General features: G+C 71.5%; 15 protein-coding genes and 1 tRNA gene. 7 read left to right on the forward strand and 9 right to left on the reverse strand.

Features of this window, described 5'->3' with window-relative positions:
* Window positions 1–104: 104 nt before the first annotated feature.
* From GVL05_RS13550 to mnmA, 3 genes are all read right to left on the reverse strand, one after another.
* Window positions 105–1,472 (reverse strand): alpha/beta hydrolase, encoded by a 1,368-nt coding sequence (locus GVL05_RS13550; RefSeq protein ID WP_159573445.1) that lies wholly within the window; start codon window positions 1,470–1,472, stop codon window positions 105–107.
* 182 nt (window positions 1,473–1,654) lie between these two features.
* Entirely contained in the window at window positions 1,655–3,988 is a 2,334-nt protein-coding gene (ligA, locus tag GVL05_RS13555; protein WP_159573446.1) for an NAD-dependent DNA ligase LigA, read from the reverse strand.
* Window positions 3,989–4,054: 66 nt separating this feature from the next.
* A complete protein-coding gene (gene mnmA, locus GVL05_RS13560; RefSeq protein ID WP_123340734.1) occupies window positions 4,055–5,161 on the reverse strand; it encodes a tRNA 2-thiouridine(34) synthase MnmA in 1,107 nt (368 codons plus the stop codon).
* Window positions 5,162–5,217: 56 nt separating this feature from the next.
* Between mnmA and GVL05_RS13565 the strand changes: the two genes are divergently transcribed.
* The 3 genes from GVL05_RS13565 (at window position 5,218) to GVL05_RS13575 (ending at window position 8,318) form a co-directional block, all read left to right on the forward strand.
* A complete protein-coding gene (locus GVL05_RS13565; RefSeq protein WP_123294070.1) occupies window positions 5,218–6,510 on the forward strand; it encodes an MFS transporter in 1,293 nt (430 codons plus the stop codon).
* Between the two features lie 907 nt (window positions 6,511–7,417).
* Window positions 7,418–7,498, forward strand: a tRNA-Leu gene (locus GVL05_RS13570).
* A gap of 118 nt (window positions 7,499–7,616) precedes the next feature.
* Window positions 7,617–8,318 carry a DedA family protein gene (locus GVL05_RS13575; protein ID WP_123294071.1) on the forward strand — a complete coding sequence of 234 codons (702 nt, stop codon included), beginning with the start codon at window positions 7,617–7,619 and terminating at the stop codon, window positions 8,316–8,318.
* Between the two features lie 71 nt (window positions 8,319–8,389).
* Here the strand turns inward: GVL05_RS13575 and rdgB are convergent, their stop codons facing one another.
* The 3 genes from rdgB to murI all read right to left on the reverse strand — a co-directional run bounded on the left by rdgB (window position 8,390) and on the right by murI (window position 10,622).
* Window positions 8,390–8,980 (reverse strand): RdgB/HAM1 family non-canonical purine NTP pyrophosphatase, encoded by a 591-nt coding sequence (gene rdgB / locus GVL05_RS13580; protein ID WP_123340733.1) that lies wholly within the window; start codon window positions 8,978–8,980, stop codon window positions 8,390–8,392.
* Complete coding sequence (rph, locus tag GVL05_RS13585; protein WP_159573447.1) at window positions 8,977–9,708, reverse strand: ribonuclease PH; 732 nt, start codon at window positions 9,706–9,708, stop codon at window positions 8,977–8,979. The genes rdgB and rph overlap by 4 nt, the downstream gene beginning before the upstream one ends.
* 74 nt (window positions 9,709–9,782) lie before the next feature.
* A complete protein-coding gene (murI, locus tag GVL05_RS13590; protein WP_123938935.1) occupies window positions 9,783–10,622 on the reverse strand; it encodes a glutamate racemase in 840 nt (279 codons plus the stop codon).
* Between murI and GVL05_RS13595 the strand changes: the two genes are divergently transcribed.
* A complete protein-coding gene (locus GVL05_RS13595) occupies window positions 10,614–11,951 on the forward strand; it encodes a nicotinate phosphoribosyltransferase (protein WP_159573451.1) in 1,338 nt (445 codons plus the stop codon). The two genes, murI and GVL05_RS13595, sit on opposite strands and share 9 nt — an antisense overlap.
* Window positions 11,952–12,039: 88 nt before the next feature.
* On the opposite strand, the gene GVL05_RS13600 is transcribed toward GVL05_RS13595, so the two are convergent.
* From GVL05_RS13600 to GVL05_RS13610, 3 genes are all read right to left on the reverse strand, one after another.
* The gene (locus tag GVL05_RS13600; protein WP_111033217.1) at window positions 12,040–12,300 is read right to left on the reverse strand and encodes a DUF3039 domain-containing protein; all 261 of its coding nucleotides are present in this window, start codon (window positions 12,298–12,300) and stop codon (window positions 12,040–12,042) included.
* 61 nt (window positions 12,301–12,361) lie between these two features.
* Window positions 12,362–13,933 carry an ABC transporter permease gene (locus GVL05_RS13605; RefSeq protein ID WP_159573448.1) on the reverse strand — a complete coding sequence of 524 codons (1,572 nt, stop codon included), beginning with the start codon at window positions 13,931–13,933 and terminating at the stop codon, window positions 12,362–12,364.
* Window positions 13,909–15,249, reverse strand: a complete 1,341-nt coding sequence (locus GVL05_RS13610) for an ABC transporter ATP-binding protein (RefSeq protein ID WP_235035984.1) — start codon at window positions 15,247–15,249, stop codon at window positions 13,909–13,911. The genes GVL05_RS13605 and GVL05_RS13610 overlap by 25 nt, the downstream gene beginning before the upstream one ends.
* Window positions 15,250–15,546: 297 nt before the next feature.
* Between GVL05_RS13610 and GVL05_RS13615 the strand changes: the two genes are divergently transcribed.
* From GVL05_RS13615 to GVL05_RS13625, 3 genes are all read left to right on the forward strand, one after another.
* The gene (locus tag GVL05_RS13615; RefSeq protein ID WP_111085011.1) at window positions 15,547–16,242 is read left to right on the forward strand and encodes an NTP transferase domain-containing protein; all 696 of its coding nucleotides are present in this window, start codon (window positions 15,547–15,549) and stop codon (window positions 16,240–16,242) included.
* A 68-nt stretch (window positions 16,243–16,310) separates the two neighbouring features.
* Complete coding sequence (locus tag GVL05_RS13620) at window positions 16,311–17,111, forward strand: ABC transporter permease (RefSeq protein WP_123939022.1); 801 nt, start codon at window positions 16,311–16,313, stop codon at window positions 17,109–17,111.
* Window positions 17,111–17,881 (forward strand): ABC transporter ATP-binding protein, encoded by a 771-nt coding sequence (locus tag GVL05_RS13625; protein ID WP_123673150.1) that lies wholly within the window; start codon window positions 17,111–17,113, stop codon window positions 17,879–17,881. The genes GVL05_RS13620 and GVL05_RS13625 overlap by 1 nt, the downstream gene beginning before the upstream one ends.
* Window positions 17,882–17,976 lie beyond the last annotated feature (95 nt).

Here is a 17,976-nt window from a genome sequence, read left to right on the forward strand (position 1 = left end):
GGGTCGCGATCCGCGCGGGGTCGCGGATCCGGCCGGGAGGCCCGGTGCGGCCCCGGTACGTCGGCCGCCGGTCACGATCCGGTCACGCCCAGGGCCCCACCCCGTCAGTCGCGGGGCTGCAGGTCCTGCGGACGGACCAGGTACATGTCGACCGACGCACCGACGACGCCGTCGTCACCGGTGCTGCCGCGTCGGACCTGCTCGCGGACGAGGTCACCGCGGCCGATCCCGATCAGGGCGACGTCGTGCAGCGATGCGGTCCCCGGCTTGAGGTAGTCGTTGTGCCCGACCGGACGACGGAACAGGTCCCCGGCGGCCAGCGCGTCGGCACCGCCGGCCAGGTTCATCACGGTGGCGCCGAACGACGAACCACCCGGGTCCGTGCCGTAGTACCCGGACCCCGCGATCGGGTCGCTGTGCGCGACACCGACGAACACCTCGTCCGAGGCGACGTCCAGGTCCGCCGCCGACCGGACGTCACTGCCCGGTGACCCGAGCACGGTGAGGGTGTCGGCGCTCATCCGTCCGGAGGCGAGCGCCATGAGCGCCGTCGTCGACCCGTACGAGTGCGCCACGATGTTCAGCCGGGGCTGGTCGCCGTCGCGGATCTGCCGCAGGCCGTCGACGGTGCGCTCGAGTCGCTGCGCCCCGGAGTCGGCGAGGCTGAGCGACATGATGTTCGACAGGTCGGGCGTGCGGTAGCCCATCCACGCCACGACGGCGACGCCCGTCCCGTCGCCGGAGCCACCGGCGGCCAGCGGCGCGAGGGTCGCCTGTTCGCTCGCCAGGTCGTTGGCGGTGTTCGTGAAGTCGGCCATCTGCCCGGTCACGGTGAAGAACATCCCGGGGACGATGACGGTGACGTCCGCCGCGGTGTCGAGGTCTCCGATGCTGATCGCCGCTCGGCCCGCCGCCCGGGTGTCGAGCGTGATGAGGAACCGCTGCGGGTCACCGGGCTCGCGCCGCAACGAGTCCCGCACCTGTCCGAGCATCGCGGCGTGCGCGGCACCGGTGTCGGGGTCGGCGAGTCCGGTGGTCAGGGTCGACCGGTTCGCGCGGTCGCGGACGGCGTACGGCACGCCCTCGAGGTTGCCGATGATCGACGGCGCGTGGACCAGGAGCGTGCCCTGTTCGTCGGCGCCGAGTCCCGCCCACCACTGCGCGACGACGGCCGCCGCGGGCGGGTCGTCCTGCGCGGTCGCCACGACACGGCGGTCGTCGGCGGCACGGCGCAGGTCACCGGCGCCGAGGACCCCGAGGTCGTCGAGGAACGCCCGACCGTGCGCGTCGGCGACGGTGTCGACGTCGATCTGTCCCCCGGTCATGACCGGCTGGGGCACCGTGTGGCGCTCCGAGACGAGCGCGACCGTCACGGTGGCCGTGGCGGCATGGGTCGGAGGCGCGACGGGGGCCTCGATCACTCCGAGCGAGTGCATCGAGGCGGTGAGCAGAGCCGCGGCGATGAGCAGCAATCGGGTCTCCCCCTGGAAGGCCGTCCCGCCGTCTCCCTGCAGACGACGGGTGATGCTCCGTCGAGTGTAAGGAGAATGCCCGAGGATCGGTCATGCGCGATGCAACTTGTCCCCCGAACTGGGTGCGTCGCACGGCGCGCCGCAGTGTGCGGCCACATCGCGGTCGTGCTCGTCGCCCCGGCTCACCCCTCGGGCGCGGGGACCTCCGGCTCGGGGAGCGCGCTCGGCCCCTCGGTCACGAGCAGGTGGAACTGCTCGGCGTCGATGATCCGGAGCCCCAGCTGCTCGGCCTTCGTGAGCTTCGACCCGGCCCCGGGACCCGCGGCCACGAAGTCGGTCTTCTTGCTGACGCTCGACGCCGCCTTGCCGCCGGCGGTGATGATCGCCTCGAGCGCGCCCTCTCGCGTGTACCCCTCGAGGGACCCGGTCGCCACGACCGTGACGCCGCTCAGGACACCGCCCTCGATCGCCGCACCCCCGGGGCCGGGGTGGTCCGGCGTGGTGAACTGCACGCCCGCCGTCGTCCAGCGGTCGATGATGTCGCGGTGCCAGTCGACCTCGAACCACGCGAGCAGGGCGTCGGCGATGATCCCGCCGACCCCGTCGACCGCCGCGAGTTCCTCGCGCGAGGCGCTGCGGATCCGGTCGAGCGACCCGAAGTGGTTCGCGAGCGCCCGCGCCGCGACCGGTCCGACGTGGCGGATGCTCAGCCCCACCATGATGCGCCAGAGCGGTTTCGTCTTCGCTGCGTCGATGTTCGCGAGCATCTCGAACGCGTTCTTCGACGGGAAGCGGCTCGGCTCGCCGGTGTAGTCGGCCCCGCGTGCTTCGGGGTCGAACGGCGGGTCGGTCTTCTTGCGCGCGCGGCTGAACGGGGTCACGCGCTTCGGGGCACCGGCGTCGTCGACCTTCTCCATGCCGGTCTCGGCGTCGCGGACGATCACCTCGATCGGGACGATGTCCTGCATCGTCAGGTCGAACAGCCCGGCCTCGGTCACGAGCGGCGGGGTGTCCGGGTGCAGCGGCTGCGTGAGCGCTGCGGCTGCGACCTCGCCGAGACCCTCGATGTCGAGGGAACCGCGCGATGCGATGTGCTCGACACGACCGCGGACCTGCGCGGGGCAGCTCTTCGCGTTCGGGCAGCGGAGGTCGATGTCGCCTTCCTTCGCGGGGGCGAGCTCGGTGCCGCACTCCGGGCAGTGCGTCGGCATCACGAACTCGCGCTCCGTGCCGTCGCGCAGGTCGACGACCGGCCCCAGGACCTCGGGGATGACGTCGCCGGCCTTCCGCAGCACGACGGTGTCGCCGATCAGGACGCCCTTCGCCTTGACCACCTGCTGGTTGTGCAGGGTGGCCTGGCGGACGACCGACCCGGCGACCTCGGCCGGGGCCATCACCGCGAACGGGGTCGCACGCCCGGTCCGCCCGACGCTGACGACGATGTCGACGAGCTTGGTGTGGACTTCTTCCGGCGGGTACTTGTACGCGATCGCCCACCGGGGTGCACGAGACGTCGAGCCGAGTTCTTCGTGCAGGGCGAGGTCGTCGACCTTGATGACGACGCCGTCGATCTGGTGCTCGACCGAGGCACGGCGGTCGCCCGTGGAGCGGACGAAGGCGTTCACCTCGTCGATGGTGTCGAAGACCCGGTAGTGGCTGCTCGTCGGCAGGCCCCAGGTCTCGAGCAGCTCGTAGACCTCGGACTGCGAGCGGACGTCGGTCTCCTGCTCGAGTTCGCGCACGGGCCATGCGCCGATGCCGTGCACGAGCATCCGCAACCGCCGGAGCCGGTCGACCATGAGCGCGCGCTTCGCCTCGGACTTGCCCTCTTCCTTCTGGCGGAGGGACCCGGCGGCGGCGTTGCGCGGGTTGGCGAAGACCCGCTCCCCCGCCTCGCGCTGGTTCGCGTTGAGCTCGTCGAACTCGGCGACCGGGAAGAAGATCTCGCCGCGGACCTCGACCAGGGGCGGGTGGCCCGTCCCCGCCAGCCGGTCCGGGATCGTGCCCATCGTCCGGACGTTGCCGGTGACGTCCTCGCCCACGACACCGTCACCTCGGGTCGCCGCTGACAACAGGCGGCCGTGCTCGTAGCGCAGGTTGATCGCGAGGCCGTCGATCTTCAGCTCGGTCAGGAACCGGACCCGCTCGGCGCCGGCGTCGCGCTGCACCTTGACGGCCCACTCGGTGAGCTCGTCCGGGCTGAACACGTTGTCGAGCGAGAGCATCCGCTCGGCGTGCTCGACCGGCGCGAACTGCGTCGTCTGCGCCTGGCCGCCGACGGTCTGGGTCGGGCTGTCCTCGGTCAGGAGCTCCGGGAACCGCTGCTCGATCGCGTCGAGCCGGCGGACCAGCACGTCGTAGTCGGCATCGGCTTCCGGTGAGCCGTTGTCGCCCTGGTAGTACGCCTGTCGCAGCTCGTTGATGCGGGCCCGCAGCCGGTCGACCTCGCGCCCGGCCTGGGCGGCGTCGAGCCCGTCGGGGTCGATGGTCTCGAACGTGGCGTCGGTCTCGCTCATGTCATCAGTTCTACCGTGTGCCACCGACGGCGCGTGCAGCGGACCCACCGCCCGGGAGCGGCGGTCTCAGGCGTCGACGGGGACGGCGCTGACGGTGCTGTCGATCGTGCACTGTCCGAGCACCCGGGTGCCGACGTAGACCACGGCCGTCTGCCCGGGGGCGACCCCGTGCAGCGGCTCGTCGACGTCGATCACGAGCACGTCGTCCTGCACCCGCGCGGTCGCCGGCACCGGGTCGGCGTGCGCCCGGATCTGCACGTCGCACGCGAACGGCGTCTGCGGGTCGGCGGGTGCGGTGCCGGCCCACGTGAAGCGGGAGCCCGACATCGACGACACGGCCAGGGCCTCCTTCGGACCGACCACGACGGTGTTGTCCTTCGGGCGGATCTCGAGCACGAACCGGGGCTTGCCGTCGGCGGCGGGGCGCCCGAGCGACAGTCCGCGGCGCTGCCCGACCGTGTAGCCGTGCGCGCCGTCGTGGGAACCGACCACGGTGCCGTCGCGCTCGACGACGTCGCCGGTCTCGCTGCCGACACGGTCGGCGAGCCAGCCGCGGGTGTCGCCGTCCGGGATGAAGCAGATGTCGTAGGAGTCGGGCTTCTGGGCGACCGTCAGCCCACGCTCGGCGGCCTCGGCCCGGACCTCGTCCTTCGACGGGGTCGCCCCGAGCGGGAACATCGCGTGCTGCAGCTGCTCGGCGGTCAGGACCCCGAGCACGTAGGACTGGTCCTTCGCCCACGCGGCCGATCGGTGGAGTTCGCGGGAGCCGTCCGGGCCGGTGACGATCGAGGCGTAGTGCCCGGTCGCGACGGCGTCGAATCCCAGGGCCAGCGCCTTCTCGAGCAGCGCCGCGAACTTGATCCGCTCGTTGCACCGCATGCAGGGGTTCGGGGTGCGGCCGGCCTGGTACTCGGCGACGAAGTCGTCGACGACGTCCTCCTTGAACCGGGCCGAGAAGTCCCACACGTAGTAGGGGATGCCGAGGGCGGACGCGGCGCGCTGGGCGTCCATCGAGTCCTCGATCGTGCAGCACCCGCGACTGCCGGTGCGGAGCGTGCCCGGCATCCGGCTCAACGCCAGGTGCACACCGACCACGTCGTGCCCGGCGTCGACCGCCCGGGCAGCAGCCACCGCCGAGTCGACCCCACCGCTCATCGCCGCCAGAACACGCATGCCTCCAGGGTAACCCGCCGACGAACCCGTACCGCTGGCGTACCGTTGGTCGAGCGATGGCCACGACGGGGAACGACTCATTCGACTTCCGGTCCGTCCTGTTGTCCGGGTTCCTGCCCGCGGCACTGTTCGCCATCGGCGAGGGCGCGATCATCCCGATCATCCCGATCGCCGCGGACTCCCTCGGCGCGACCCTGGCGTTCGCGGGCTTCGTCGCGTCGCTCATCCTGGTCGGCGAACTCATCGGCGACGTGCCGTCCGGCATCGTCGTCGCGCGGATCGGCGAGCGGAACGCGATGATCGGCGCCGCCCTGGTGTCGGTCGGCGGCCTCGTCGTCTGCACGACCGCGGCGAACGCGTGGGTGCTCGCCCTCGGGGTGTTCCTGGTCGGTGTCTCGACCGCGGTGTTCGCCCTGGCGCGGCACGCGTACATGACGACCGCGATCCCCGTCCGCATCCGAGCCCGGGCGCTGTCGAGCCTCGGCGGGGTGTTCCGCTTCGGGTACTTCGTCGGGCCGTTCCTCGCCGCCGGTGTGATCCACCTGACCGGCACCACCGCGAGCGCCTTCTGGATCCACGTCGTGTGCTGCCTGGCGGCGGCGACCGTGCTCCTGGTGCTGCGCGACCCGGCGACGGGCGCACGCGGTCTGCGGTTGCCGCCACGGGCCTCCCGGTCGGGGTCGGACGCGACCGGCGTGACCGAGCCGTCCACCGACACCGGAGCGGTCTTCGTCGGCAAGGAGGCGCACGGCCTGTTCCGGACCCTGCGCACGAACCGGGCCGTGCTGCTGCGGCTCGGCAGTGGGGCCGCGCTCATCGGCGCGATGCGTGCCGGACGCCAGGTGATCCTGCCGCTGTGGGCGGTCAGTGTCGGGCTGAACGACTCGACGGCCGCTCTGATCATCGGCATCGCCGGTGCCGTCGACTTCGCGCTGTTCTACACGAGCGGCCAGATCATGGACCGCTGGGGGCGGTTGGCGAGCGCACTCCCCTGCATGCTCGGGCTGAGCATCAGCTACTTCCTGCTCGCCTGGAGCGGGCACCTCGACGCGCGGGTCGGCTGGTTCGTGGGGATCGCGATGGGGATGTCGCTCGCCAACGGCGTCGGCTCCGGCATCCTCATGACGCTCGGCGCCGACCTCGCCCCGCGCGACGACCCGGCGCCGTTCCTCGGGGCCTGGCGCTTCACCGGCGACTTCGGGTCGGCAGCGGCACCGCTCGTGATCTCCGGGGTGACGGCCGTCGCGACGATCGCGGTGGCGAGCGGCGTGATGGGCGTGCTCGGCCTCATCGGTGCCGGTGTGCTGCTGCGGTACGTGCCGCGGTACCTGCCGCGGCAGCTCCGCTGACGCGCGCGCCGCGCGCTGCGCGCTGCGTGCTGCGCGGCCGGCGCACGGGGTGCTGCGTGCTGCGCGGCCGGCGCACGGTGCGCGTCCCGCCGCTCCGTGCGAGGTTCCCCGCTCCGTGCGCACCTGCTGCGGCGCACGGAGCTGCCAAACCCGCACCAGGTGACGTCCGGCGCACCGTGCGCACGGGCGCACCACCACTGCCCGGGAGGCCCGGCGCACCCCCGCCACGAACACCGCACCGTGTCGACACGGTCACCCACAACGCCGCTGGCCGCTCCGCGCGCACCTGCTGCGGCGCACGGAGCGGCCAAACCCGCACCACGTGACGTCCGGCGCACCGTGCGCACGTGCGCACCACCACTGCCGGGAGGCCCCGCGCACCCCCGCCACGAACACCGCACGGTGCCGACACGGTCACCCACAACGCCGCTGGCCGCTCCGTGCGCACCTGCTGCGGCGCACGGAGCTGCCAAGCCCACACCAGGTGACGTCCGGCGCACCGTGCGCACGGGCGCACCACCACCGCCCGGGAGGCCCGGCGCACCCCCGCCACGAACACCGCACCGTGTCGACACGGTCACCCACAACGCCGCTGGCCGCTCCGTGCGCACCTGCTGCGGCGCACGAAGCGGCCAAACCCGCACCACGTGACGTCCGGCGCACCGTGCGGGGATGCGCGCCACCGCCCGGGAGGCCCCGCGCACCCCCGCCACGAACACCGCACGGTGCCGACACGGTCACCCCCACGGCGTTTGGTCGCTCCGTGCGCGCTTGCTGCGCCGCACCGAGCGGGCAGCCCCGCACCAGGTGACGGCCGGCGCACCGTGCGCACGCACCGACGTCCGCCGACGCCGTCCGCCGTCCGCCGTCCGCCGACCAGGGACCGCTCGGTAGACTGCCGCTGCTCGCGGGAGTGGTGGAATCGGTAGACACGCAGGATTTAGGTTCCTGTGCCCCAGGCGTGAGGGTTCGAGTCCCTCCTTCCGCACCGACCGTTGCGCGCTCGCGCATCTCATACCACCGAGGGACGTTCCGGTCACGCGCGGACGGTACCCTCGTCGTGCGGGTGACCCTCCCGTCACCGCATCTGCACGACCGGAAGAGACATGCACTCCGTCGCACTCGCCCTGATCCCATGGCTGGATCCGCAGTACATCCTCGACCACTTCGGGGCGGTCGCAGTGCTCGTCGTCTGTGCGATCGTCTTCGCCGAGACCGGTCTGCTGATCGGCTTCATCTTCCCGGGCGACAGCCTGCTCGTCATCACCGGCCTGTTCGCGTTCGACCGCGGCGGCGAGATCGGCGGCATCCCGATCTGGGTCGCTGCCCTGATGATCGGCGCTGCGGCGTTCCTCGGTGGGGAGCTCGGCTACTACATCGGCAAGAAGGCCGGCCCGCCGATCTTCGAGCGCAAGGAGAGCGGTCTGTTCTCCAAGGCGAACGTCGAGCGGACCAACGCGTTCTTCCACCGGTTCGGCCCGCTCGCGGTGATCCTGGCGCGCTTCGTGCCGGTCGTCCGCACCTTCGCGCCGATCGCCGCCGGCGTCGGCCGCATGGACTACAAGAAGTACTCGCTCTACAACGCGATCGGCGCCGTCGTCTGGGGTGTCGGTGTGACGTTCCTCGGGTACTTCATCGGGCACATCCCGTTCGTCGCCCACATCGTGCGCGAGTACATCGACATCATCCTGCTCGCCGCAGTCCTGGTCACCGTCGTGCCGATGGCGCTGACGTACATCCGGAACGCCCGCAAGGCGAAGAAGCGCGAGCACCAGGCCGAGTCGACGGCCGTCGACCCGCAGCTGTAGCGGTACGCCGGACCGGATGCGACAGGCCCACACCGTTCGGTGTGGGCCTGTCGTCGTCGCAGGTGGGCAGTTCAGAGGCCGAAGTGCTCCCGCACGACCGGCGCGATGCCCCGGAACGCCTTGCTGCGGTGCGACAGCGCGTTCTTCTCGTCGCGGGTGAGCTCGGCCGACGAGCGGTCGGCGTCGTCCGGCCGGAACACCGGGTCGTAGCCGTGTCCGCCGTCGCCGACCGGCGCGGTCAGCACCTCGCCGTTCCACACCGCTTCGACCACGTGCTCGAACCCGTCGGGCGTGACGAACGCGGCCGCGCACACGAAGGCGGCGGTCCGCTCCACGACGCCGTCGAGGTTCTGCAGCAGCAGCGCGATGTTGTCGGCGTCCGACCGGGTGCCCGCGTACCGCGCCGAGTGGATGCCCGGGGCACCGTCGAGCGCGTCGACCGCGATGCCGGAGTCGTCGGCGAGCGCCGGCAGTCCGGTGTGGGCGACCGCGGCACGGGCCTTGATCAGGGCGTTCGCGGCGTAGGTGTCGCCGTCCTCGACCGGCTCGGGGCCGTCGTACCCGACCAGCTCGACACCCTCGCCCAGCGCCGACCCGAGGATCTCGCGGAGCTCGACGACCTTGCCCTGGTTGTGGGTGGCCAGGACGACGGTGCCGGTCACGCCAGCCCCAGCACGGTCTTCTGGATCGCCGCGAGCGACTGGTTGCCGGCCAGCCCCAGGTCGAGCAGGACGTTCAGCTCGTCGCGGTCGAAGGGCGCGTGCTCGGCGGTCCCCTGCACCTCGATGAACTTGCCCGACCCGGTCGTGACGATGTTCATGTCGGTGTCGGCGGCGGAGTCCTCGGTGTACGCCAGGTCGAGCATCGGTTCCCCCTTGACGATGCCGACCGAGATCGCCTGCACGCTGTCGGTGAGCGGGGTGGCCTTCTTGCCGATGAAGCCCTTGCCCCGGCCCCACTCGATCGCGTCGACCATGGCCACGTAGGCGCCGGTGATCGACGCCGTGCGGGTGCCGCCGTCGGCCTGCAGCACGTCGCAGTCGATGACCAGGGTGTTCTCGCCGAGGGCCTTCGTGTCGACCACGGCGCGGAGCGAACGCCCGATCAACCGGGAGATCTCGTGGGTGCGGCCGCCGACCTTGCCCTTGATCGACTCGCGCTGCATGCGCTCGTTCGTCGACCGCGGCAGCATCGAGTACTCGGCGGTGACCCAGCCGGTGCCCTTGCCGGCGAGCCAACGGGGCACGCCGTTCGTGAACGAGGCGGTGCAGAGCACCTTGGTGCTGCCGAACGAGATGAGCGCGCTGCCCTCGGCCTGCGTGCTCCACCCCCGCTCGATGGTGACGGGACGGTGTTCCTCGGCCTGGCGGCCGTCGATGCGGGTGGTCATGGTGTCCTTTCGGTCCGGCCTGGAGGCGCGGTGCGGGTCATCGGGGCGGGCGGCGGCTGGCGGCTGGTCGCCGCTCAGGCCCGCCCACGGGGCAGCGTGATGGCGCCGGTCTCGAGGTGGCCGACGCGGACGATCTCGGGGCCGAGGAACCGGCGGGCGAGCCGCAGGAACCCGTCCTCGTCGTCGCCGGTCGACTCGAACGAGTACGTCGGGGCGGTGGTGGAGGTGCGTTCGAGGCCGTGCTCGACGAGCCGGCGGTACACGTCGTTGGCGGTCTCCTCGGCACTCGACACCAGGGTGACGTCCGGGCCCATCACGTACTGGATGGCGGCGGACATCAGCGGGTAGTGGGTGCAGCCGAGCACGAGGGTGTCGACGTCGGCGGCGCGGATCGGGTCGAGGTAGCCGGCGGCGACCTCGCGCAGCTCCGGTGACGAGGTGTCCCCCGCCTCGACGAACTCGACGAACCGTGGGCACGCCGCCAGGGTCAGGCTGACGTCCGAGGCCACGGCGAAGGCGTCCTCGTAGGCGCGCGAGGTGATGGTGCCGACCGTGCCGATGACGCCGATGCGCCCGGTCCGGGTCTGCTTCACGGCGGCGCGGGCGGCGGGCTGGATGACCTCGACCACCGGGATGCCGTACGCCTGCTCGTACCGTTCACGGGCGTCGCGGAGCACGGCCGACGACGCGGTGTTGCAGGCGATGACGAGGGCCTTGACGCCGAGTTCGACCAGGTCGTCCATGACCTCGAGCGCGTAGCGGCGGACGTCGGCGATGGGCTTCGGGCCGTACGGCGAGTGCACGGTGTCGCCGACGTACCGGATGCTCTCGCGCGGCAGCTGGTCGATGATCGCGCGGGCCACCGTGAGCCCGCCGACCCCGCTGTCGAAGACTCCGATCGGTGCATCCGTCACGGTGACCAGCGTACCGACGCTCGCAGTAGTGTCGGGGAGGTGACCAGCGCGCTCCTGACGGACCAGTACGAACTCACCATGGTCGACGCGGCCCTGAAGGACGGGACCGCCCACCGGCGGTGCGTCTTCGAGGTGTTCGCCCGGCGGCTGCCCGACGGTCGTCGCTACGGCGTCGCGGCCGGCCTCGGCCGGTTCCTGACCGCCCTCGGCGACTTCCGCTTCGGCGACGACGAGATCGGGTTCCTGCGCGACCGCGGGGTCATCGACGAGGGCACCGCAGCCTTCCTCGCCGACTACCGGTTCACCGGGGACGTCCGGGCGTACCGCGAGGGCGAGGTGTACTTCCCCAACTCCCCGATCCTGCAGGTCGAGGGCACGTTCGCCGAGGCCGTCGTGCTCGAGACGCTCGCCCTGTCGGTCTTCAACGCCGACTCCGCCATCGCCTCGGCCGCCGCGCGCATGGTCTCCGCCGCCGACGGGCGTCCGCTCGCCGAGATGGGCTCCCGCCGCACCGGCGAGTGGAACGCCGTCGCCGCAGCACGGGCCGCGTACATCGCCGGGTTCGGCGCGACGAGCAACCTCGAGGCCGGCCGCACCTGGGGCATCCCGACGATGGGCACCGCGGCGCACGCGTTCACCCTGCTGCACGACTCCGAGGAAGAGGCGTTCCGGTCGCAGCTCGACGCCCTCGGCAACGGCACGACGCTGCTCGTCGACACCTACGACATCGAGCAGGCCGTCGAGACCGCCGTCCGGCTGACCGACGGCAAGCTCGGCGGTGTCCGCATCGACAGCGGCGACCTGCCCTCGGTCGTCGCGGCCGTCCGGGCGCAGCTCGACCGGCTCGGCGCGACCGACACGAAGATCACGGTCACGAACGACCTGGACGAGTACACGATCGCGGCCCTCCGTGCGGCCCCGGTCGACTCGTACGGCGTCGGCACCTCGGTGGTCTCCGGCTCGGGGCACCCGGCCGCCGGCATGGTCTTCAAGCTCGTGGCGCACCAGTCCGCCGACGGCGACGACTGGGTCGCCGTGGCGAAGAAGTCAGTGGACAAGGCCTCGATCGGCGGGCGCAAGGAAGCCGGCCGACGCCTGCGCAACGGTGTCGCCACGGCCGAGGTCGTGCTCACCGCCGGACAGGTCGGCCCCGACGAGCGCGCCCTGCTCGTGCCCGTGGTCACCGGCGGCGTGGTCGATCCGGCGTTCCTCGGAGCACAGGGCGTCGAGGCCGCGCGGGCGCACCACAAGCGGGCGAAGGCCGAGCTGCCGGCGGACGCCGCGCGCATCGGTCGCGGTGACCCCGCGATCCCCACCCTGGTGATCTAGCGCACCGCTGCGCGCCGCTTGGTGAGCAGAAATGGTCGGGTCCCCGAAGGTGACCCGACCATTTCTGCTCACGATGCGCAGGCTGTGCCTACTCGGACTTCATCTTCTCGTAGATGGCCTTGCAGTCCGGGCACACCGGGAACTTCTCCGGGTCGCGGCCCGGGATCCACTTCTTGCCGCACAGCGCCTTGACCGGCTTGCCGGACAGGGCGGACTGCAGGATCTTGTCCTTCTTGACGTAGTGCGAGAACCGCTCGTGGTCGCCGGGTTCGATCGCTTCGTCTTCGAGGAGCTTCTCGAGCTCCCGGTCCATCACGTCGAGGCCGCCGCCTGGTTCCGTCATGCTCATGGGTCCAGGGTACGACGGTCTGCGCACGTTGGTCTGCGCACGTCGCGCTCGTTCCGGAACGCTAGTTGCGCTGCGCCGCGGCCAGCAGGTCCGGGCCGCGCCGGTCGAACAGCCGCCCGCCCGCGAAGATCCCGATGACGAGCACGACCACGCCGACCCCGATGCCCACCGCGAGCGTCAGCATCGACCACGGCTCGGCGCCGCGGACGAAGGCCAGCACCGCGAGCCACGCCGCCGGGACGGTGCAGAGCACGATGCCGATCACCATCATCGACTGCGCGACCGTCGCCGTCACACCCGCGGCCTGTGGCTGCTGGAACGGGTGGTCGCCCGGCCGCACGGTCGGGTAGGGCAGCAGGACGGACACGACACTCGACAGCCCGAGTCCGGACAGCAGGGCGCTGGCGCTCACGCCGATCAGCAGCGGGAACACCGTCCAGTCGTCGAACAACCAGGCGGACACCGCCGAGCCGGCCACGATCGCCGGCGCACCGACGACGAGGACTGGGACGACACGTCCGAGACGGTCGCTCCACCCGGGAGCCCCGGAGGCGACGTGCAGCCACACCGCGGTGTTGTCGTACGAGACGTCGTTGTGCGGCAGGAACCCGGCGATCAGCGCCATGAGCGGCAACGGCACGAGCGCGGTCCAGTGCCACGGCACCCCGGCGACCCCGAGCGGGATGACGACGAGCGGGACGAACAGGATGATGAGGTACGAGGTGCGGTACCGCGGGTCGCGCACCCAGTAGGTCAGGGCGCGGGCGGCGACGGCGGCGACCGGTGTCGAGCCGAGCCGGTCGAACCAGCCGAGCCCCTGGTAGCGCCGGGTCCGGGTGCGACCGTCGACGGTGTCGAGCGCCCGACCGACGAGCGCCCACCACGCCCAGGTGAGCAGGGCGACGACGGCGATCGCGACGAGCAGCTTGAGGAACCCGGTGCCGACGTGGCCACTGGCGACCTCGGCGGGCACTGCCCAGGCAGCGCCCCACGGCGTCCACCCCGCGACGTCCGCGACCCGTTGCATCTCGGTGCCCTCGGGGTCGAGCCAGTCGACGCGGAGCAGCAGTGAGACGGCCGGGATCGCGAGCACGATGATCACGAGCGCGACGAGCCACCCGGCGTCGCGGGACCGGTGCGGACCGATCAGCCGCGAGCCGACGGTGCAGCACACGCGGACCAGGAGCGCGCAGGTGGCGATCGCGAGCAAGCCGCCGATGACCGCGAGCACACCGGTGCCGGCGTCACGCGCCCAGGCGATCGACTGGGCGACGGCCACGACGACGACCCCGATCACCGGGACGCCGATCAGCCCGGCGACGACGAGGCCGATCGCGAGCCCGCGACGGCCGATGCCGAAGACCGCGAAGCGCCGCGGGTCGAGCTGGTCGCTCCGTCCGACGACGAGCGGGACGACGGTGAACGCGAACGCGATGAGCGTGCCGACCGGCACGGTGACCGCGCGGGCCGTGTCGGGGTCGGCGGACCGCAGCGCGACCGTCTGCGTCGCGACGAACACGGCGGCGAGGAGCCCGACGAGGCTGCCGAGCACGACGAGCACGGACCGGCGGGCGCTGCCGCGGACCTCGCCCGCGAGCAGGTCGGCCCTCAGCCGGAGAAGCTGTGCAACCATTCCATGCTCTCTGCCACGACGCGGCCGCCCGCGAGTTCGACGAACTTGTCCTCGAGGCTCTTGCGACCGCGCACCTGGGCCATGGTCCCCGAGGCGAGGACCTTGCCGCCGACGATGATGGCGACGGAGTCGCAGGTGCGCTGCACGAGCTCCATGGAGTGGCTGGAGAGCACGACGGTGCCACCACCGCGCGTGTAGCGGCGCAGGATGTCGGTGATGGTCGCGGCGCTCACGGGGTCGACGGACTCGAACGGTTCGTCGAGCACGAGGACCCGCGGCGAGTGGATGAGCGTGGCGGCCAGGGCGATCTTCTTCGCCATGCCCACCGAGTAGTCGGCGACCTGGCGACCGAGCGCCTCGCCGAGCCCGAACGCCTCGGCCAGGTCGGTGCTGCGCTCGCGGGCCGTGGCACCGTCGAGACCGCGCAGGGTGGCCGAGTAGTAGAGCAGCTGCGCACCGGTGAGGCGGTCGAACAGCCGCAGGCGGTCCGGCAGCACGCCGAGGCTGCGCTTGGCGGCCGTGGGGTCGGCCCAGACGTCGTGGTCGAGGACCGTCACGGACCCGGCGTCGGGACGCAGCAGACCGGTGATCATCGACAGGGTGGTCGTCTTGCCGGCGCCGTTCGGGCCGACCACGCCGAAGATCGAGCCCTGGCGGATCTCGAGGTCGACCTCGTCGACGGCGAGGGTCTGCCCGTACCGCTTGACGAGGCCGTCGGCGGCGAGCACGACGGGCTGCAGCTTCTGCGGGGCCTTGGGCGCGGTGGCCCGGGGAGCACGCTTCTTCGCGGCGGGGCTCGTCGCGGCGTCCGCCTCCGGTGCGTCGGTCTCCGGTGCGCCCTGCGCTGCGTGCGCGGTCGCGTCCGTCGTGGACGTCGCGTCGCTCGACGCGGGGCCGGGAGGCACGGTGCCGGTCGTGCCGGCGGCCTTCGCCGGTCGCTTGGTGCGTTGCTTCGTGGTGCGCGCCTTGGCGGGTCGGGCACCGGTGGTCGTCGTCGGGGCCGCTGCCGCGGCACGGGCCGCGGGACCGGGCACTGCGGTACCGGGCACTGCGTCCGACTGCGGCTCGGTGACCGGATCGGTGTCGGCGGCCGTGGTGTCGGCAGCCGTGGTGTCGTCGGTCATCTCGTCATCAACGGAGGCGTCGCGCGCATCCGGTTCCCCCATGTCGTCGTCGTCGGCGTCGTCCCCCGCCGCGGCGTCCACCCGGTCGGCGGCACGCTCGTCGGCGTCCTGCTCGTCGGTGTCACTCGCTTCGGTCATCCAGGCAGCGTCGGTCGTGGCGTACACGTCCTCGTTCTCTGCTCTGGCGGCCATCGCCCAACCGTACCAACGCTCTCCGGACAGCGGGGAACCGCCCGCTCCAGTGTCACGAAATGAGTACGAAGCGCGGCGGACCTACCCCTTGAGCGGGTGTTTCCGTATCATTCACCAGGGCACGAAGAAGTGTTCACCACTTGGAAACCTGCTCCGGCGGGCTCTCCGACACCGTGCAGCGGCCGCCCTCGTGGCCCGCGGCGTCCGGTTCTCGGCGAACTCGGACGTTCCGCGAGCAGACTCGACGAGGCCCGCCCGTGCCCCAGGGCGCGCGGGCGGACACCAGAAGGGACCAGCATGACCACGCAGATCGTGATCCTCGCAGCGGGGATGGGCAGCCGGCTCGGCCGCAGCCTGCCGAAGCCGCTCACGGAGCTCAGTGACGGCCGCACCATCATGCAGCAGCAGTTCGACAACATCCGCGCCGCGTTCGGTTCGAGCGCCCGCGTGACGATCGTCGTCGGCTACAAGTCGGAGCACATCGTCGAGGCCTTCCCCGACGCGTCCTTCGTCTACAACGAGTCCTACGACTCCACCAACACCTCGAAGAGCCTGCTGCGCGCCCTCAAGGCGACCGGCAAGAGCGGTGTCCTCTGGATGAACGGCGACGTGGTCTTCGACCCGATGGCGCTCGTCCGTGCGGCCGACATGATCGACGAGGACCACTCGTTCGTCAGCGTCAACACCGACAAGGTCTCCGACGAAGAAGTCAAGTACACCGTCGACGCCGAGGGGTTCATCCACAAGCTCTCCAAGCAGGTCGTCGGTGGGCTCGGCGAAGCCGTCGGCATCAACTACGTGTCGGCGAACGACAAGCAGGCCCTCATCCGCCAGCTCGGTCGCGTCGACGACCAGGAGTACTTCGAGGGCGGCATCGAGGCTGCCATCGCCGAGGACGGGCTACGCTGGTCCCCGATCGACATCTCCGACCTGTACGCGGTCGAGATCGACTTCGCCGAGGACCTCGAGCGCGCGAACAACCTGTTCGCCTGAACCTCCGTCAGGACCCCTTCGGCGGTTCCGCCCGAAGGGAAACCGTGACCACAGCGAGCGCGCCGACCGTGCCCGCGGCTGCCGCACCAGCGGCGACCCGGAGCGCCGGTCGGCGCTATCGTCATGCCCTCTGGCTGCTGACCGTCCGCGACCTCCGGGTCCGGTACTCGACGTCGGCGCTCGGGTACGTCTGGTCGATCCTCGACCCGCTCGTGATGTCGGCGATCTACTGGTTCGTCTTCACCCAGGTGTTCCACCGCGGTTCGGTCGGTGAAGACCCGTACATCGTCTTCCTGCTCTCCGCGCTGCTGCCGTGGATGTGGTTCACCGGGGGCGTCTCGGACTCCACGCGGGCGTTCATCAAGGAGTCGAAGCTCATCCGCTCGACGACGATCCCCCGCACCATCTGGGTCGCGCGGATCGACGCGTCGAAGGGCATCGAGTTCCTGCTGAGCCTGCCGGTGCTGGCGGCGTTCGCGATCGCGACGGGCGCGCACCTGCACTGGCAGGTCGTCTTCTTCCCGCTGGCGATCGTGCTGCAGTGCGCGCTGGTGTACGGCCTCGGCCTGATCGTCGCGCCGCTCGTCGTCTTCTTCCGCGACCTCGAGCGGGCGACCAAGCTCGTCCTGCGCTTCCTGTTCTACGCATCGCCGATCATCTACGGCACGCACGCGCTGCCCGACGCCCTGCGCCCCATCGCCGCGGTCAACCCGCTCACCGGCATCTTCGGGATGTACCGCGCCGCGTTCTTCCCGAGCCAGCTCGACTGGCTCGAGGTCGGGGCGTCGGTGGTCATCACGGGCATCGTCCTGGTCATCGGCTTCGCGGTGTTCCGACGCAGCGAGCACCGCGTGCTGAAGGAGCTGTGATGACCGCCACCGACCAGACCCGACGCACCGAGACCGTCGCGCCGGTGATCTCCGTGCGCGACGCCGGCATCTGCTTCAAGCGCAACCGACGGGCGAGCCGCAACTTCAAGGACCTCTTCGCCGGACGCGGCCGCCGCAAGCGTGCCGACGAGTTCTGGGCGCTCCGCAACGTGTCGTTCGACGTCCGTCCGGGCGAGGCGATCGGCGTCGTCGGTCGCAACGGTCAGGGCAAGTCCACGCTCCTGAAGCTCGTGGCGCAGGTGATGCTGCCGGACGAGGGTCGGATCGACGTCGGGGCCGGCGTCGCGCCGCTCATCGAGATCACCGGTGGGTTCGTCGGCGACCTGTCCGTCCGCGACAACGTCTACCTGACCGCCGGCCTGCACGGCATGTCGCGCGCCGAGATCCGTGGCGCCTTCGACGAGATCATCGACTTCGCCGAGATCGCGGACTTCGTCGACACCCCGTACAAGCACCTGTCGAGCGGCATGAAGGTGCGCATCGCGTTCGCGGTGATCTCGCGGCTCGACGAGCCCGTCATCCTGGTGGACGAGGTCCTCGCCGTCGGCGACAAGGCCTTCCGCGAGAAGTGCTACAAGCGGATCGAGGAGCTCCTCGCCGGCGGTCGGACGCTCTTCTTCGTGTCCCACAGCGACAAGGACCTGCGCCGGTTCTGCGACCGCGGTCTGTACCTCGACAAGGGCCGACTGCAGCTCGACGGCACCATCGAGGAAGCGCTGGCGCAGTACTCCGCCGACTACGGCGTCTGACCGGTCGGGTACTCCCCCTCCACAACCAGGGCACCACGGTGCCCCCTCCACAGCGACGGGTTCCCGGGTGCTGCGCCGGGGCCCCACCGTCGGAC

Origin of the sequence: Curtobacterium sp. 18060, assembly GCF_902706105.1 — a bacterium.
Classification (GTDB): Bacteria; Actinomycetota; Actinomycetes; order Actinomycetales; family Microbacteriaceae; genus Curtobacterium.

Bases quoted from the DNA above. Each gene is read 5' to 3' on its own strand.
- GVL05_RS13575 (WP_123294071.1), top strand. From the start codon at position 7,617: ATGCACTCCGTCGCACTCGCCCTGATCCCATGGCTGGATCCGCAGTAC.
- GVL05_RS13600 (WP_111033217.1), bottom strand. From the start codon at position 12,300: ATGAGCATGACGGAACCAGGCGGCGGCCTCGACGTGATGGACCGGGAG.
- rph (WP_159573447.1), bottom strand. From the start codon at position 9,708: ATGACCACCCGCATCGACGGCCGCCAGGCCGAGGAACACCGTCCCGTC.
- mnmA (WP_123340734.1), bottom strand. From the start codon at position 5,161: ATGCGTGTTCTGGCGGCGATGAGCGGTGGGGTCGACTCGGCGGTGGCT.
- GVL05_RS13610 (WP_235035984.1), bottom strand. From the start codon at position 15,249: ATGGCCGCCAGAGCAGAGAACGAGGACGTGTACGCCACGACCGACGCT.
- GVL05_RS13565 (WP_123294070.1), top strand. From the start codon at position 5,218: ATGGCCACGACGGGGAACGACTCATTCGACTTCCGGTCCGTCCTGTTG.
- GVL05_RS13625 (WP_123673150.1), top strand. From the start codon at position 17,111: ATGACCGCCACCGACCAGACCCGACGCACCGAGACCGTCGCGCCGGTG.
- ligA (WP_159573446.1), bottom strand. From the start codon at position 3,988: ATGAGCGAGACCGACGCCACGTTCGAGACCATCGACCCCGACGGGCTC.
- GVL05_RS13615 (WP_111085011.1), top strand. From the start codon at position 15,547: ATGACCACGCAGATCGTGATCCTCGCAGCGGGGATGGGCAGCCGGCTC.
- GVL05_RS13605 (WP_159573448.1), bottom strand. From the start codon at position 13,933: ATGGTTGCACAGCTTCTCCGGCTGAGGGCCGACCTGCTCGCGGGCGAG.